Source organism: Rhodococcus erythropolis R138 (assembly GCF_000696675.2).
In the GTDB taxonomy this organism is placed as follows: Bacteria; Actinomycetota; Actinomycetes; order Mycobacteriales; family Mycobacteriaceae; genus Rhodococcus_F; species Rhodococcus_F erythropolis.
Genome location: NZ_CP007255.1, coordinates 3,689,965 through 3,706,907 on the forward strand (window position 1 = coordinate 3,689,965; position 16,943 = coordinate 3,706,907).

The 16,943-nt window shown below is 64.2% G+C and carries 11 protein-coding genes; 5 read left to right on the forward strand and 6 right to left on the reverse strand.

The features are described 5' to 3' along the window. Position 1: 1 nt before the first annotated feature. The 6 genes from H351_RS16980 to H351_RS17005 form a co-directional block, all read right to left on the reverse strand. Entirely contained in the window at positions 2-4,177 is a 4,176-nt protein-coding gene (locus tag H351_RS16980; RefSeq protein WP_029255403.1) for a TIGR02680 family protein, read from the reverse strand. Further along, entirely contained in the window at positions 4,174-5,616 is a 1,443-nt protein-coding gene (locus tag H351_RS16985) for a TIGR02678 family protein (protein ID WP_029255402.1), read from the reverse strand. The genes H351_RS16980 and H351_RS16985 overlap by 4 nt, the downstream gene beginning before the upstream one ends. Beyond that, a complete protein-coding gene (locus tag H351_RS16990; RefSeq protein ID WP_019748531.1) occupies positions 5,613-7,118 on the reverse strand; it encodes a TIGR02677 family protein in 1,506 nt (501 codons plus the stop codon). The genes H351_RS16985 and H351_RS16990 overlap by 4 nt, the downstream gene beginning before the upstream one ends. Before the next feature lie 33 nt (positions 7,119-7,151). Further along, a complete protein-coding gene (locus H351_RS16995; RefSeq protein ID WP_029255401.1) occupies positions 7,152-8,237 on the reverse strand; it encodes a helix-turn-helix domain-containing protein in 1,086 nt (361 codons plus the stop codon). 146 nt (positions 8,238-8,383) lie between these two features. Beyond that, positions 8,384-9,544, reverse strand: coding sequence for an MFS transporter (locus H351_RS17000; protein WP_020969675.1), 1,161 nt, complete (start codon positions 9,542-9,544; stop codon positions 8,384-8,386). After that, positions 9,541-10,395 carry a PAC2 family protein gene (locus tag H351_RS17005; protein WP_223257810.1) on the reverse strand — a complete coding sequence of 285 codons (855 nt, stop codon included), beginning with the start codon at positions 10,393-10,395 and terminating at the stop codon, positions 9,541-9,543. Before H351_RS17005 ends, H351_RS17000 begins: the two co-directional genes overlap by 4 nt. A 168-nt stretch (positions 10,396-10,563) precedes the next feature. Here H351_RS17005 and metH point away from each other — a divergent pair, with 168 nt between their 5' ends. The 5 genes from metH to H351_RS17030 are packed head-to-tail and all read left to right on the forward strand — an operon-like array spanning position 10,564 to position 16,938. Further along, positions 10,564-14,133 carry a methionine synthase gene (metH, locus tag H351_RS17010; protein ID WP_029255400.1) on the forward strand — a complete coding sequence of 1,190 codons (3,570 nt, stop codon included), beginning with the start codon at positions 10,564-10,566 and terminating at the stop codon, positions 14,131-14,133. Next, positions 14,126-14,824, forward strand: coding sequence for an HAD family hydrolase (locus tag H351_RS17015; RefSeq protein WP_020907815.1), 699 nt, complete (start codon positions 14,126-14,128; stop codon positions 14,822-14,824). The genes metH and H351_RS17015 overlap by 8 nt, the downstream gene beginning before the upstream one ends. A gap of 12 nt (positions 14,825-14,836) precedes the next feature. Continuing rightward, positions 14,837-15,697, forward strand: coding sequence for an oxygen-dependent tRNA uridine(34) hydroxylase TrhO (trhO, locus tag H351_RS17020; protein WP_003944828.1), 861 nt, complete (start codon positions 14,837-14,839; stop codon positions 15,695-15,697). A gap of 3 nt (positions 15,698-15,700) precedes the next feature. Continuing rightward, a complete protein-coding gene (locus H351_RS17025; RefSeq protein ID WP_029255399.1) occupies positions 15,701-16,615 on the forward strand; it encodes a pseudouridine synthase in 915 nt (304 codons plus the stop codon). Positions 16,616-16,674: 59 nt separating this feature from the next. Next, entirely contained in the window at positions 16,675-16,938 is a 264-nt protein-coding gene (locus H351_RS17030) for a phosphoribosyl-ATP diphosphatase (RefSeq protein ID WP_003944933.1), read from the forward strand. Positions 16,939-16,943 lie beyond the last annotated feature (5 nt).

The window sequence follows — 16,943 nt, forward strand, 5'->3', positions numbered from 1 at the left end:
TCTAGGCGTAGTCCAACGCACCTTCGGCTGGTGTCGGCACCCGGCGCCGTAGCGGCGAGCCCAATGCCCGCGCCAGATCCGTTCCGTCGTGCTCGGCGAGTAGCTCACCGTTCGACCACACCAGCAGCGCGGCGCTGACAGCTTGTTCGGCCGTGGAGTGCGCGAGGTCGTAGTGCGCACAGCCGGGGACGTCTGCGTACGTGATCCACAGGTCGTAGCCGGTCATGAAGAGATCCAGGTCGAACTGAACGCTCAAGCCGAGCAGCTCGCTGCGTCCGTTGTCGTCGACACCGGCGAAGGCCTCGTCCAGTGCCAGCAGACGCGGGGCGTGCGGGTCGGCCGAGTCCAGCATGACGTGCGCCGCGGCGAACAAAGGAAGGTGCAGCGAAACCGACTGCTCGCCACCGGACAGCGCGCTGTGCCGCGCGACGGTAAGGCGGTCTTCCTTGCCCTCACCGCTGATGAGGGTGAACGAGAACACGCGCCACTGCCTGTAGTCGAGCGCCGAGGACAGGATTTCCGGGTACGAGCGTTCGGGGTGCGCCGCGCGGGCGGTACGGATCTGGGTCGCGAAATGAGCTCGCAGAGTAGCCAGTTCATCGACGCCGAGGGCCGACGCGTCTCGATCCAGCAGCTTGGAGATCGCCCGCGAGCTGTCGTCGAGGTTGTCGGCGAGCACCCAGTGAACGCCGATGGTGTTGCCCGAGGACATCCGACGCTCACGCATCTCCGTGCCCATCTGTGCGATCAACACGCGTGCGTCGACCGTGCGCTCGTGGATCTGCTGAGCCAATCCGGTCAGCAGGGCATCTTCGAGAATGCGACGCTCGGATTCGGTGAGCAACTGCTCCTGATCGCCACGAGCATCGTGGATCCGCGTTGCGAATTCACCGATCGACGAATAGCCCTGATCGTCCTGCACTCGTACGACGGTCAGTCCGTCCGGTGCATCCCACTGCAGGCGGTAGTCCTGTCCGGCCGCCGCGAGTTGGGCGTCGAAGTCCTGCAACGCCGAGGTCAGTGCCGTGCGGGTTGCCTTGCGGGCTCCGTCGGTGACGCGTACCGCCGAGGTCGCAGCCTCGAGCGCTCGGTACAACTTGTCGACGTCTTCGGGGAGGACGGGCGGGTGGGCCGCGTCCTCGCTGCGGTCTTCGTTCTGGATGCGGTAGACCAACTGATCGGGGCTCATCCACGCCGCTGAACTTGCCGGCCAGCTCAGATGTTCCTTGACGCCCAACAACTCGAGAAGGTCCGGGCGAGCATAGGGTGCGAGTCGCTCTGCATCACTGCGGGTTTCGGTCAGGGTGTGGCGCAACGTCTCGACGGCGGTGTTGTACGCACCCTCTGCCGTGCCGATCTGGAGTACCGCAGCGTCGTACGCCTTTCGCGCAGCACGCTGTTCGACCTTGCATTCTTCGATCTTCGCGCGGGCTTTTGCCAGGTCGAGGTCGATCTGCTCGGCGCTGGCCCCGAGGGTGTCGCGCAGTGTCTCGAGGCGCTGGACCTGCTGAAGCAGACTCTCCTCGGCGATGGCGGCTTCCTCGGCGAATTCCTCCGCATTGGCGCGTGATTCGTCGAGACGGTCGCGAGACTCGCGTTCGAGTTCGACTTCCTTGGCATGTTCGCGTCGGCAGCGCAGCGCCAGTTCGCCCTGCTTCTCGAAATGACGGATCGCCGCCGCGAGGGAGTCGAGTTCACGGCCGATATGCGGGGTCCGGTGCTGCGACGCCGTCGCCCGGAGTTGCTTTTCCTTCGCCGCCAGATCGGCGATCGCCGCATCGAGTTCGCGTTGCGCGGTTTCCGTGGCCTCCGAGCGAGTGCGGAGTGCACCGGCGGATTCGGTGACGGTTTTGAGTGCGCGGAGGATCGATCCTGTCTTCGGCAATTCCTTTGCCGCAGAGTTGATTCGGCTCAGCTGCTCGTTGGTCTGCGTCACCAGTGCCTTGGCTGCATCGACTGCCGCGGCAAGTTCTTCCAGAGCCGCGTCGATCTCGGTGATCCGAGCTTCGCGTCGACGCGCCCGCGCTGTCGTGCCGATGTACTCGGCGTCGGCCTTGACGTGCCGGCCCCGCGCGACGCCCTGCCAGAAGCGCCCGTCGACGCCGATCGCGACGCTGGCATCGGAGTCGCCCGGCGCCTCGACGAGACTGATCGACCCGAGAATGTCCTGTACCCGAGCGTCGGGAATGTCGGCATTGCCTTCGACCTCGAGGACGTCGGCCAGCGTTCGTCCCTTCGGGCGCTGCTTGACCGGCAGAGCGGTCAGGAACTGCTCACTGACGTGATCGGGAATCGTTTCGTCCGGGCAGACCCAGCCGTCCAGCAGATTTGCCGCCTGGAGTGCGGATTCGATTCCCGTGGCCACGTCTGGTTCGACGGAGTCGGCGAAGCGCACCAGCTGCCACAGCGGTGCCCCACCCAGATCGCTGCGGTTGTCGGTGCGTGCGTGGAAGGCCGGCGGAGCGTCGTCGTGTTCCGCCGAGACGGCCTTGCGCTCGGATTTCAGAGCTGCGATGGAGGCGTGTGATGCAGATATTTCAGCTTCGGCCTCACGACGTCGCTCGCGCAGCGTCTCGGTGCCTGCCTCGGTGTGCTCGGTGAGAACTGCGGACAGCGCCGGAGCGTCCTCGTCGCCGACTTCGGCGAGCGCCGCGTCGAGAGCCTCGAACAGCGAGGTGTCGGCGCCGACAGCCGAAAACAGGGAGGAGTGATCGGTCCACCACGCGCGCAGCCCACTGGCGCACTGACTGCGTGCGAGTTCCACGGCAGCTTCGCCTTCGAGCACAGCGGCCTTGGACGCTTCGAGCAGCTCTTGTCCACGGCGCGAGCTGTTTTCGGCCCGGGTTCGTTCGGTAGCGGCCTTCTCGACGGTCGCGAGCGCAGTGCGGACTACGCGTACGTCGCCGTCACGCTCCTCGGCATGGCCACGCACTGCTGTGGTGATCTGGTCGCTGCGTGAGCCGTCGGGCAGGGGAGTCCAGACGATGCCGGCGTCCTCGGCGGCTGCCTGCAGTTCGTCCTCGGCACGTGAGAGTGCCTCGGCTGCACGCTTGACCGACGATGCAGCCTTGTCGGCTTCGTCGCCGCGTTGCGCGAGTGCAGCCTGCGCCTTCCTCGACTTGTCTGCCTGTTGCTCGGTCGAGAGCTTGAGCGTCGAGACGGCCTGGGCGAGATCGTCGAGTTGCTGTTTGCCTTCGTAGGCGCTCGAGCGTTGCAACGCTTCGACATTGGCGCGCGCGTTCTCGAGTGCCTGCTCGGCCTGGTTGAAGCGCTCCTCGGCTGCTGCCCGGGCCTCACGGCTGCGGGTCTGGGCGAGCGACGACTCGTCCATGGCGGCAACGCCTCTGGTGACCGCTGCGAGGCGGGTGCTGACCTGTTCGATCTCTCCGCGAGACTGCTGACGCAGGTACTTGGTGTAGACGCTGATGAAACTCTGCGCTGCCTGATCGGCGGCTGCGAGCCCCTCGAGCGCGCGGCCGACCTCTTCCATATCGCTGAACGAACGCGCAGCTTCGAGGACGAGTTGGTCGTCGAGTGGACGGAGGCCGTCGGTGAGCGCTTGCGAAAGGCCCTTCGGATCTAGGTTCTTCGCGAGCTGGGGACGGCGAAGCGTGAGAATGAGATTGATCAGCTGGTCGTAGCGCTGCACTCCGAGACCGAACATTCGCGCGTCGATCGCGGTGCGGTAGTCGAGGGGACGGTCGGTGATGGAATCGCTGCCGAGTTGTTCGGCCAACTGCTTCTTGGTGAGAGGACGATCGTCGTTGCCGATCAGCGAGAAGTCGACTCCGACGCGGCCGTCGGCGACGAAGTACCAGCGGGTGACCTTGTCGTTGGTGCGGGTTGCCCGCATGCCGATTCCCACGGTCACCGACTCGGGATCTTCGAGGGAGCCGCGGCAGAACTCCATCCACACGTAGGAGTGCGCGCTGTCCTGGCCCCGGTAGAGCAGGTTGGACTTCATCGTGCGCTCTTCACCGGCGAAGGGGTTGAGGCGCCGCGGTTCGATGCGGCCGTCGAAAACGAACGGGAACAAGACCTCGAGGGCCTTGGTCTTGCCGGATCCGTTTGGCCCTCGTAGGACCAGTCGACCGTCGGCGAACGAGAACTCCTGGTCTCGGTAATCCCAGAGGTTGATGATTCCAGCCCGAGTAGGTCGGAAGCGGGCGTTGCTCATACGTTCTCTACCTCTGATAGTTCGCCGTTGGTGGAAGATTCGGGGCCGAATTCGTCGACCGGATCCGGTGCGGAATTGTCTACCGCGAAGTCGATCTGAGGATTGCGTTCGCGTACGGAGACCACGACGTCGCGGTACCGGGCCAGGACGGGCAACACCAGTACGCCGCCGTCGACCGCATGCGTCAGGCGCAGACGTTGCAGCAACCCGAGCGCCTGCTTGCGCAGCCCGTTGTGATCGGCCTGCCATTGCGCTGCAAACGTGCGTCCGAACTGGTCCACCAACTCGGTGACCTTGTCGGCGAGCCAGTCGTCGTCGATCATCGGGTACGTGACGGGTTCCGGGGGCTCGGCCGGTTCGCCGGCAGGCAGCACGAAATCGTCGTCCTCGTCGGCGAGGTCCTCGAAGATCCCGGCCTCGGGGATGGCGGCATCGAGTTGTTCGATCAGGTGATCGTCCGACACGTGCGGGATCGGAAGTTTCGGCAGCTCCGGAGCGTCGACGTCGAGCACGCGGTCGGCAATCTCGCCGGCGAGGAGTAGCGCTACCTGGGCGATCGTTCCGGTGCTCGGGAAGCGGACGTCGGAGAGGCGACCGGTGGGATCGATCATCGCGATTCCCTCGGCGCGACGCTCGGCCACCAACCCCGTCAGGAGTTCGACTTCCGACGCGGTCTTGGGCTGCGCCAACGCGATCAATTCGTGCTGATCGAGTTCACCCGCCAGTACGACCGGCCGCTCGACGAGAGCCCGACGCACTCGGCGTCCGATCTCTTTCGCGTCCACGGGAATTCCGTCGTCCTCGGCAGCGCTCGAGGTGTCGGCGGCCAGGAGTCCGCGGATGGAGTGGAGGTGCTGCAGGGCGCGCGGCGGACGGAACAGGGCCACGACGACGGAACGGTCGATGTCGTAGAGCGCTTCTCCCGCTTCGGGATTGGACGCCCAGCCGTTTGCGTCACCGTCGGCGAGGGCGATGGCGCCTCTGACGCCGAGCCAGCCCACTGCGTCGACGAAGGCGTCGCGGTCCGACGCACGATCGGTGGAGAGTTCGACGCCGTCGACTTGTGCAGCGTCGGCCGCGACGTGATCGGCCAACTCCGACAACGTGATCTGGTTCCCGGCGCGGCCCAACGCGGCCAGGCACAGTGCCAGGTAGGCGTAACGCGTGCGATCGAAGGTTCGCTCGGAGGCAGTTCGGGCCGGTGCCGACGGGTTGAGTCGATCCGACACCGTGAACAGGCGCGCGGTGGTCTCCGTCACCTCGAGGCGGTAGCCGAACAGTTCGAGTAGGTCGTCACGCAGCTCGGTGGCCCAACGGCGCAAGAGCGGCAACGCAATTCGATCCGGGTACGTCGAGGTGATCAGGTGGTTGGACAGGATCACTCGCGCCGCGCGTTGATACGAGTCGAGGGCAAGGGGCGTGATCTCGCGAGCTCTCATCGAACACTGACCTCGATGCCGTCGAGGTGCATACGCCCGCGGGCGGTCTTGATGGTGGTCGAACCGTCCGAGGGACTGAGCGTCAGCTTCACCCCGTTCTCACTACCGGTGGAACTCTTGACGCGTCCCACCACCGGAACACGCGCGGTCAGTGCTGCATTGAGCAGACTCAGCAAAACTTCGGTCTCCTGCTCGTTGAGTTCACGCTGATAGACGCCGTTCGACGCGAGTGATTGCGCCGCGGCGCTGCGCGTACGTTGCGCCGCCAATTGCTCTTCGCGCAGACGGCGGATGCTGCCGTCGTTGCGGGCGACCTTGCTCGGCAATCCGGGTGAGGGCGGGCGACCGGTTTCGGCGAGTGTTCGCGCGATCTCGACCGGCGGTGCCTCCCACCACGAACGTGAGTGAGAAATGATGTCGGCGTCCGGATGCACCATCGAGAGGTGGCGTGGACGGCCGAGGTCGAACACTGCCTGGAACAGAGCATGAGCTGCGTCTTCGGACGGCGTGGCGGCGAACCAGCCGGCGAGGTGCCGGAGCTGGCTCTCGCGGCTGACGCCGCCGCGACGGGTTTCCGTGACGCGGCGAAGGAGCGCCAGAACCGCGGCGATCGCGCTCATCGTGCCCTCACGTAGACGCTCGGACTCGCTGATCCCCGATTCCGCGGAGACGAACCAGGCGGTCAATCCTCGCCAACGCGCAGCCCAGTCGTCTTCGCGTTCGGTGATCGGGACGAACACCCGTTCGTCACTGGCGGCGGCGAGACGGATCATGCGATCGACCCCGGTGGATTCGACGTGCTCGATCGCTTCCTTGAGCTTGGGGGCGTAGCGCGCCAGATCGGAGCTGAACTCCCGCATGTGCGTGAGCAGAGCGTCCTTGTGCGTGAGGAAAGCCTGCGGAGTGATCTCCGTGGTCCGTACGAGGTCCCCGAGGGTCAGATAGAAGTGCGCGGCTCGATCGGCCATGTCGGAGAGTGTCGAGTCGAGGCGCTTGAGCTTGCGGAAGATCAGGTCGCCGTCGGAGCTTCGGTTGGCCTCGGCGAGTTCGGACATGTCTGCGAGCAGGTCCGGCAGAGCGAGGCGCGAGAGCGAGGCCGAGTCCAGGCGTGCGGCGAGTACGTCTTCGACTGATCGATAGACCTGGTATCCGGCCTGACCGAACTGGTAGACGAAGTGGCGATTGCGGTACTCGGCCAGCGTGGCCGCGCGGGTGCCGTCGTAGCTGCGCTCGAGGATCTCCCACACATGGAGCTGATCCAACAGGGGAGTGACCTCTGCTGCCGACAGATCGGCCGCCGGATCCGATCCACCGATCTTCTCGAGGATTTGCGCGACGGCTCCGGCATGCAGCAGGACGGTGTAGTTGGCGCGAGCATGGTCGAAGGCACGAAGTACCCAGAGGTACTCGGCCCGTTTTTCCGCGATCGTGAACGAAAACAGCTTCAGTCGATTGGTGTCGGCGTACGCGGCGTAATCGGGCGCACTCGTTTCTTCCACCATGACAGGGTAGGCGAGAGACGCCCCCTCTTTTTCCTACGGGCGATCCGTAGCAGGGGATGCGGCGCGTCGCCACTGCGATTCGTTCTCGATCATCCATGTGAGCAGGTGCTCGGCCGCCGCCTCGTCGGAGTCCGGGCCGACCAGCAGATCGGCGAACGCTTGGCTGGGGGCGACGATGCGGATGCCGTCGCGGGTGAGCAATCGGTCGAAGGCAGACGGTGAGAGGGGAGCGGTGATCCACACGTCACCGCCGGATTCCACCCGCCGTAGTCCGAGAGCGTCGGCGAACTGATCGACGTTGTCGGCATGGAAGTGGGCACGTCGAGTGGGCGCGTACCGAGCAAAGGGTGCCGCGGCCACCGAGGCGGTACCGGCGTAGATGTGACCGCTGAGCTGACGCAGTTGATCGAAGAGTGCTTCCAACCCGTCCGGCGCGTGAAAGCCGTGAGGCGTCGGCGCTTTGGCGCCGGCTTCAGCCGCCCATTCACGAAGCATCTTCGGCCAGCGGACGTCACCGATCCCACCGCGGGGGAGCCTGGTCACCAGTTCACGATCCGACAGTGTCTGAACCACCCGATAGGTTGCTCCCGTCGACGCACCGGCCAGGCGCACCAAGGCAGTGATCGCCAGTGGCGCCGCGAAATCGGCAAGCGCACGCACGACGCGAGCTGACGGATCGCCCGTCAGTTGTCCGGAAGGACGTCCGGGCCCCCGCCACGGATCGGCGTCGGCTCCGCGTCCACGCACCCAGACGGCGGGTCGATCAGCGGTCAACGACACATTGCCCGTGGCGTCTGCGTACGAGATCGCGTGGGAATCGAGCTGCCGGCGGACCGGCTCGGAGAGATATTTTGCGCACACGAAGCCGGGTTGACCGGTGGGGAAGCGATCGGCGATACCGGGAACGTCACTGCTCAGGACACCGTGAGCGGCGTAGACGCCGAATTTGGCCACCGAACCGTCAGGGGAGCGGAGGTCGAGTCGGAGTGGCGCCTCGGACAGGTCGAGGGAGCGCTGTGTCGACAAGGACCAGGTAGGAGGCAAATTTTCTTCGATGACGGCAACCGATCGCCGAAAAATGTCGATCGGCCGTTCCGGTTCCGACTCAGATTCGCTCATGTTCCAATGGTATCAATATCTGTCGACGACGGAAACACAAGATTTTCCGAACAATGTTCGCCCTGACAGCCTCGCGACAACGGTGGTCGCTTTCGCCGAGAAACTCACTACCTACACAACTTCAAATTCGAAACTGCCGAGACCGATCAGCGTTGCTTCGGCATGATCAGGGGAGCGACGACGGCGAGCAATAGTGCGGGGATCAGGAAGCTCGCGGCAGGCGAAGAGTCGTAAATCGGTGTCAGGGCCAGGGGAGCAAGAGCGGCGCCGCCGAAGCGCATCGCTTGGACGACCGAGACAGCGCCGCCACGGTTGGGCCCCGCGGATCCGAGCACCGCCGCGTTGACGCCGACAAGGACGAACTGGCTCGCGACACCTGCGACAAACCATGCGATCGCGATCACCGGCACCAAGCCGGCAAGGCCGACGACGGAGACCAGAACTGCTCCGCCCAGTGCACCGATCATCACGGAGGAGCGTGCGCCGATGCGATCGATGAGGATTCCGATGCGCCGGGCCGAGAGGATGCCGGCCACGCCGAAGACGGTGAGCAGTAGGCCGCGGACGGTGGGGGACAGCCCGAACTCGTCTTCGAAGCGGAAGGCGAGCAGGAAGCTCAGTCCACCGAGGGCGCCCCAGCCGAGCAATGCAGCGATACCGATGCGGAGCACTTCGGGGCGTAATGCATCGCGGAGACGGGCGGGAGTGGTCGCTGCCGGTGCTTCGGACTTCGGGAGCCCGACGGCTCCCAGGATGCCCGCGACCACTGCGATGACGAGAAAGGCCAGACGCCAGTCGAATTCGGCCGCCAGTCCGCCGATCAACGGAGCCGACGACTGCCCTGCAGCCTGGAATGCGCCGAAGGCACCGAGGGCTCGACCTAATCGAGCCTGCGGAGTTGCGGCCGCCAACGAAGCAAGCAACAGCGGCGTGGTGAATGCGTTCGCGGAGCCCTGCAGTACCCGGGCGGCCAGGAAGATCTCGAGTGTCGGGGCGAGAAAGCATGCCAACGACGCGAAGACGTAGACGCCGTATGCGATCCGCACCGTCCGGACCTTGCCCCACCGTGTCCCGAGCGTCCCCGACACCAACATCAGAGCGGCGAAGGGGAGCAGGTACGCGGTGAGGGAGGAGGCGGCCGCCGACGGTCCGACCCCTAGATCGTCACCGATCTCGGGGAGGATCGAAGCAACCACGCCGCCGCCGAACGGGCCGAGGAACCCGCCGGCGTACAGCGCGATCAGTTGAAGCCGGAGGCGCAGTGGGCGCTGTGTACTTCCACCTTCTTCTGGAGTGTTCTTGCTCACAGTCCGAAGCTGCCGGGTCCTCGCCGTCTGAGGTAGCGCTCGAATTCCGCGGCGATGGCGTCGCCGTCGATCTTGGAGATTGCTTCGCTGATGTCGGTTTCGGCGTCTCCCCGCTCTTCCAGGGTGCGCACGTATTCGCCGATTTCCTCGTCGTCCGCGGTCATTTCGTTGACCGCTTCCTCCCAATCCTCCGACTGAGCTGGGAGTTCACCGAGGGGGACCTCGATGTCGAGAACATCCTCGACTCGTTGAAGGAGGGCCACTGTGGCCTTCGGGTTGGGTGGCTGCGAGACGTAGTGCGGAACCGCTGCCCAGAACGAAATAGCGGGTACACCAGCACGAACGCACTCGTCCTGAAGAACTCCGGTGATGCCTGTCGGGCCTTCGTATCGGGTCTGTTCGAGGTTGAATCGTGCCGCGGATTCGCTGCTGTACGCCGTGCCCGTGACCGGCACCGGGCGGGTGTGCGGAGTATCGGCGAGCAGGGCTCCGAGGATGACCACGGTCTTGACGTTCAGTTGGTCGATCAACTCGAGCAGATCCTCGCAGAAACTGCGCCACCGCATGTTGGGTTCGATCCCGCGGAGAAGGACGATGTCGCTCTCACTGCCTGGAGGTGAACAGACCGACAAACGTGTTGCCGGCCAAACGATTTCGCGAGTGACACCGTCGACCTGACGGACCGTGGGACGGTTGACCTGGTAGTCGTAGTAGTCCTCGGAATCGAGTTCGGCGAGCGGCTGGGCATCCCAGATCAGCTCGAGATGTTCGACCGCACCGCTGGCTGCGTCACCGGCGTCGTTCCAGCCCTCGAAAGCTGCAACGAGGATGGGATCACGTAGGACAGGGATATCGCCCTCGAGGCGGTCGCTGCTGTCGACGGCAAAGCCGTCAGGGCTCTCGAAGGCCGCGGAATCGTCGAAATCGACCGGGCCGTCGGGAGTGACGGGGAACTCACTTGGACTCACCCACCCAGCCTACGGCCAGAGCTTGTCGGTGCGCCCACTACTCTGGACGGCATGTCTGCCCCATTTAACTCTGCCCTGCTTGATGCGCTGAAACAGCGCGTTGTCATCGGCGACGGAGCGATGGGCACCATGTTGCAGGCCGCGGACCTCACCCTGGACGACTTCCTCGGCCTCGAGGGGTGCAATGAGATCCTCAACGACACCCGTCCCGACGTGCTCAAAGACATCCACCGTGCGTACTTCGCCGCTGGTGCCGATGCCGTCGAGACCAACACCTTCGGTTGCAACCTGCCCAACCTCGCCGACTACGACATCTCTCACCGGATCCGCGAACTCGCGGAAAAAGGCACTGCTCTCGCCCGTGAAGTAGCGGACGAGATGGGACCAGGCCGCGACGGCATGGCCCGATTCGTACTCGGCTCGATGGGACCGGGAACCAAGCTCCCCAGCCTCGGACACGCACCGTACGCAGTCCTTCGTGACGCGTACACCGAAGCTGCGCTCGGCATGATCGACGGTGGCGCCGACGCCATCCTCGTCGAAACCTGCCAGGACCTGCTTCAGGTGAAGGCTGCCATTCTCGGCAGTCAGCGCGCGATGGAGCAACTCGGACTGCGGTTGCCGATCATCACGCACGTGACGGTAGAGACAACTGGAACGATGCTCCTGGGCAGTGAGATCGGTGCGGCGCTGACGGCACTCGAGCCACTCGGTATCGACATGATCGGCCTGAACTGTGCCACCGGGCCGGCCGAGATGAGCGAACATCTCCGACATCTCTCCAAGTACTCCACGCTGCCGGTGTCGGTCATGCCCAATGCCGGTCTGCCGCAGCTCGGCCCCAAGGGCGCCGAGTACCCGCTGACCGCCGACGAATTGGCCGAAGCCCTCAGTGGTTTCGTTTCCGAGTTCGGACTCGGCCTCGTAGGCGGCTGCTGCGGTACGACACCCGAGCACATCAGCGCGGTCGCCGACGCGGTCCGTCAGGTCGAGAAGGCCCAGCGCACCCCGATCCACGAGCCGAGTACCTCTTCGCTGTACTCGGCGGTGCCGTTCGAGCAGGACGCCAGCATCCTGATGATCGGTGAACGCACGAACTCCAACGGCTCCAAGGCTTTCCGTGAGGCAATGCTCTCCTCGGACTACCAGAAGTGCCTGGACATCGCCAAGGACCAGACCCGCGACGGCGCACACATGCTCGACCTCAACGTCGACTACGTGGGCCGCGACGGTGCCGCCGACATGTCGGAACTGGCCAGCCGTCTGGCGACGTCCTCGACGCTGCCGATCATGCTCGACTCCACCGAGCCTGCCGTGTTGCAGGCTGGTCTCGAACACCTCGGTGGCCGCTGCGCTGTCAACTCCGTCAACTACGAGGACGGCGCCGGCCCCGAATCGCGTTTTCACAAGATCATGACGTTGGTCAAGGAGCACGGCGCGGCGGTCGTCGCCCTGACCATCGACGAAGAGGGCCAGGCTCGCACCGCCGAGACCAAGGTCGCCATCGCCAAGCGTCTGATCGAGGACATCAAGGGAAACTGGGGACTCGCCGAGTCCGACATCATCGTCGACGCCTTGACCTTCCCCATCTCCACCGGTCAGGAAGAGGTGCGACGCGACGGCATCGAGACCATCGAAGCGATCCGTCAGCTCAAGGCTGCGTACCCGGAACTGCACTTCACCCTGGGTATCTCGAACATTTCGTTCGGTTTGAACCCGGCGGCACGGCAGGTCCTCAACTCGGTGTTCCTGCACGAGTGCACCGAGGCCGGTCTGGACACGGCGATCGTTCACGCGTCCAAGATTCTGCCGATGGCGCGAATTCCGGACGAGCAGCGTGAAACCGCACTCGACCTGGTCTACGACCGTCGTAGCGAGGGCTACGACCCGCTGCAGAAGCTGATGGCTCTGTTCGAGGGTGTCTCGGCTGCGTCGGCGCGCGAGTCCCGTGCGCAGGAACTCGCCGGACTTCCGTTGTTCGACCGGCTCGAGCGTCGCATCGTCGACGGCGAGCGCAACGGCCTCGACGACGATCTCACCGAAGCGATGACGGTCAAGTCCCCGATCGAAATCATCAACGAGACACTGCTTTCGGGCATGAAGACCGTCGGTGAACTGTTCGGTTCCGGACAGATGCAGTTGCCGTTCGTTCTGCAGTCCGCCGAGGTCATGAAGGCAGCAGTTGCGTTCCTCGAGCCGCACATGGAAGCGACGGACGACGACGGCAAGGGTCGCCTCGTCATTGCGACGGTCAAGGGCGACGTCCACGATATCGGCAAGAACCTTGTCGACATCATCTTGAGTAACAACGGTTACGACGTCGTGAACCTCGGCATCAAGCAGCCCATCGCGACCATTCTCGATGCTGCGATCGAGCACAAGGCCGATGTCATCGGCATGTCCGGACTGCTCGTGAAGTCGACAGTGGTCATGAAGGACAACCTCAAGGAACTGAACTCTCGCGGTGTCTCGGAACAGTTCCCGGTTTTGCTGGGTGGTGCCGCGCTGACGCGTTCGTACGTCGAGAACGATCTGCAGGAGGTGTACGAGGGCGACGTCAGCTATGCCCGCGACGCTTTCGAGGGTCTGAACTTGATGGACCAGATCATGACGACCAAGCGCGGCGGCGGCCCGGCGCCGGACAGCCCAGAGGCCATCGCTGCTCGCGAGAAGGCTGCCGAGCGTAAGGCTCGTCACGAGCGTTCCAAGCGCATCGCCGAAAAGCGTAAAGCTGCAGCGGTTCCCGTCGTCCTGCCGGAGCGTTCCGATGTCGCTACCGACATTGCGGTGCCGACACCGCCGTTCTGGGGCTCGCGCATCGTCAAGGGAATCTCTCTGTCCGAGTACTCGGGGCTGCTCGACGAGCGCGCTCTCTTCCTCGGCCAGTGGGGCCTTCGCGGTCAGCGCAAGGGCGACGGTCCGACGTACGAGGAACTGGTCGAGTCGGAAGGCCGTCCGCGGCTCCGGTACTGGCTCGATCGGCTGACGTCCGAGGGCATCCTCGCGCACGCCGCGGTTGTGTACGGCTACTTCCCGGCGATCTCGGAGGGCGACGACGTCATCGTGCTCACCGAACCGAAACCGGATGCACCTGAACGGTTCCGGTTCACCTACCCGCGTCAGCATCGCGACCGTTTCCTGTGCATCGCTGACTTCGTGCGCTCGCGTAAGGAAGCAGAAGCGACCGATCAGGTCGACGTTCTTCCGTTCCAGTTGGTGACGATGGGTCAGCCGATCGCGGACTTCGCCAACGAGTTGTTCGCGTCGAACTCGTACCGTGATTACCTCGAGGTTCACGGAATCGGCGTCCAACTCACGGAATCTCTGGCCGAGTACTGGCATCGACGCGTTCGTGAAGAGCTTGTGCTCCCCGAGGGGCAAACCGTCGCGGAGCAGGACCCGACCGAGGTTGCCGGCTACTTCGATCTCGAGTACCGCGGCGCTCGTTACTCGTTCGGATACGGCGCGTGCCCGGACCTCGAGGATCGTGCCAAGTTGGTGGCGTTGCTCGAACCCGAGCGAATCGGCGTCGAATTGTCCGAGGAACTGCAGCTGCATCCCGAGCAGTCCACGGACGCTTTTGTCCTGCACCACCCGGAAGCAAAGTATTTCAATGTCTGAGTTGTTGACCGAGGTATCCGAATCGACCCTCGGTGGTGTCCTGTGGGACATGGACGGCACCCTGCTCGATTCGGAGAAGCTGTGGGACATCGCGCTTCGTGAGTTGTCCCTACGCCTGGGCGGACCGATGACGGAAGCGACACGCATCGCCGTCATCGGTGCGTCGAGCCCCTTCGCTCTGGCGACGGTGTTCGACGCGCTCGGCCTGGAGAAGCATCCCGATGCCGTCGCCGAGGCGAAGGACTGGATGTACACCCGCGTCGGCGATCTGTTCGAGGACGGCGTGACCTGGCGGCCGGGTGCTCGCGATGCACTGGCGACCGTGCGTGACGGTGGTCTGCGTTCTGCACTGGTCACCAACACCGAGCGAGTACTGGTCGATCGGGCACTCGGCATGCTCGGCCGTGAATTCTTCGACCACTCGGTGTGCGGCGACGAGGTTCCCAACGGAAAACCGGCGGCGGATCCGTACCTGCGCGGAGCGCATCTACTCGGACTCGAGCCGGCGCAGTGCCTCGCCATCGAGGACTCGCCGACCGGTACTGCGTCGGCAAGCGCCGCGGGTTGCGCGGTGCTCGTCGTTCCGTGTGAGGTCGATGTCCCGGAGGGGCCTGGACGCGTGTTTCGAGAGTCTCTGGTGGACTTGTCCATTCACGATCTTCACGACGTTCACTCGAGCGCGGCACGTTAGGCGGGATTTGCTGTGGCTATTCCGAAAATTGTTCTGTTCTACCAGTTCACGCCGTTGGCGGACCCGGAAGCGATCAAGCTGTGGCAGCACAGCCTGGCCGAGTCCAACAACCTGACGGGCCGGATCATCGTCTCGCCTCACGGAATCAATGCGACGGTCGGCGGAGACATCGAGGATGTCAAGCGATACGTCCGCGGAACGCGTGGCTACGAGCCGTTCCGTACCGCTGACATCAAGTGGTCGGACGGACTCGGAAACGACTTCCCTCGCCTCAGCGTCAAGGCTCGCTCGGAGATCGTGACGTTCGGAGCCCCCGACGAGCTGAAAGTCGACGAGAACGGTGTTGTCGGTGGCGGAGTTCATCTGGCGCCCAAGGAACTACACGAACTCGTCGACAGTCGCGGTGACGACGTTGTGTTCTTCGACGGCCGCAATGCATTCGAAGCCGAGATCGGCCGCTTCCGGGATGCGGTAGTTCCGGACGTCGCCACCACCCGCGATTTCGTCGACGAACTCGACAGTGGAAAATACGACCATCTCAAGGGCAAAGCCGTAGTCACCTACTGCACTGGCGGAGTGCGCTGTGAGGTGTTGTCTTCGCTGATGCGCTCACGTGGCTTCGACGAGGTCTACCAGTTGGACGGCGGAATCGTCCGTTACGGCGAGACTTTCGGCGACCGCGGCCTCTGGGATGGTTCCCTGTACGTGTTCGACAAGCGGATGAACATCGAGTTCTCATCCGAAGCCAAGACACTCGGCGTGTGTGTCGATTGTGGTACTCCGACACCGCGGTACCGCAATCGGATCGACGGCGACGGCCGCACCCTCGAATTGCTCTGCGAGAGTTGTTCACCAGACCTCGAGCAGGACTGAGCAGTGCCCAAGGCACCGTTGCCGATCCGAAACGGTCTCGGACCCGACCGGCTGCGGATGCCGGCGGAGTCGTCGGCGCATACCGTCCTCGAGCATCTGATCGGCGAGCACCCGGGGGAGCGGGACCTGTGGGCGGACCTCGTGAATGCCGGAGACGTCGTCGACGAGCACGGGCGGAAGATCACGAGTCGAACGCCCTATCAGCCGACCCGCTTCGTGTACTTCTACCGCGAGCCGGCCCCCGAGATTCCGGTTCCGCACGAGATCAAGATCTTGTACCGCGACGACTCCATTCTCGTGATCGACAAACCGCACTTCCTGGCGACCATTCCGCGGGGAGCGCACATCGTCGAAAGCGCCGTCGTGCGACTGCGTCGTGATCTGGATCTTCCGGACCTTGCGCCCGTTCACCGCCTCGACCGAATGACGGCGGGTGTCATCGTGTTCACGGTGACACCGGACCTACGACGGCCGTACCAGGAACTTTTTGCCGAGCAGCGGATCGTCAAGGAATACGAGGCGATTGCAGGGTTCGATCCGGAACTGACTTTCCCTCGCACGGTGCGTAGCTGCATCAACAAAGTTCACGGCGAGATGACGGCTACCGAGATCGATGGCGAGCCGAACAGTGAGACTTCGATCGAACTGATCGAGACGATCACCGACTCGGCCGGCCGGACTCTCGGTCGATACAGGTTGCTCCCACGGACCGGCCGTACCCATCAGCTTCGGCTGCACCTCAACTCGCTGGGCGTCCCGATCGTCGGTGACAATTACTACCCCGAGTACCTTCCCGCGGTGCCCGGCGACTTCTCGACTCCGTTGCGATTGTTGGCGCGGGCGTTGGAATACCCGGATCCGATCACCGGGCAGACTCGCAGGTTCGTGAGTTCGCGCAGCCTCGACGCAGGCCTGTGAACACCGCTGTTCGTGGGCGTGTGCAAACCGCTTCCGTCCTCGTGAAAGAATGTGTACCCGTGAAGACCTTCGAATCCTTGTTCGCCGAATTGACCGAGCGTGCTGCTACTCGCCCCGAGGGGTCCGGCACTGTCGCCGCCCTCGACGCCGGTGTGCATGCTCAGGGCAAAAAGGTCATCGAGGAAGCCGGTGAAGTGTGGATCGCTGCGGAATACCAGAGCGATGAGCAGCTAGCCGAGGAAATTTCCCAGCTGCTGTACTGGACGCAGGTGTTGATGGTCGGTCGCGGACTGACCCTCGAGGACGTGTACCGACATCTGTGATCGGA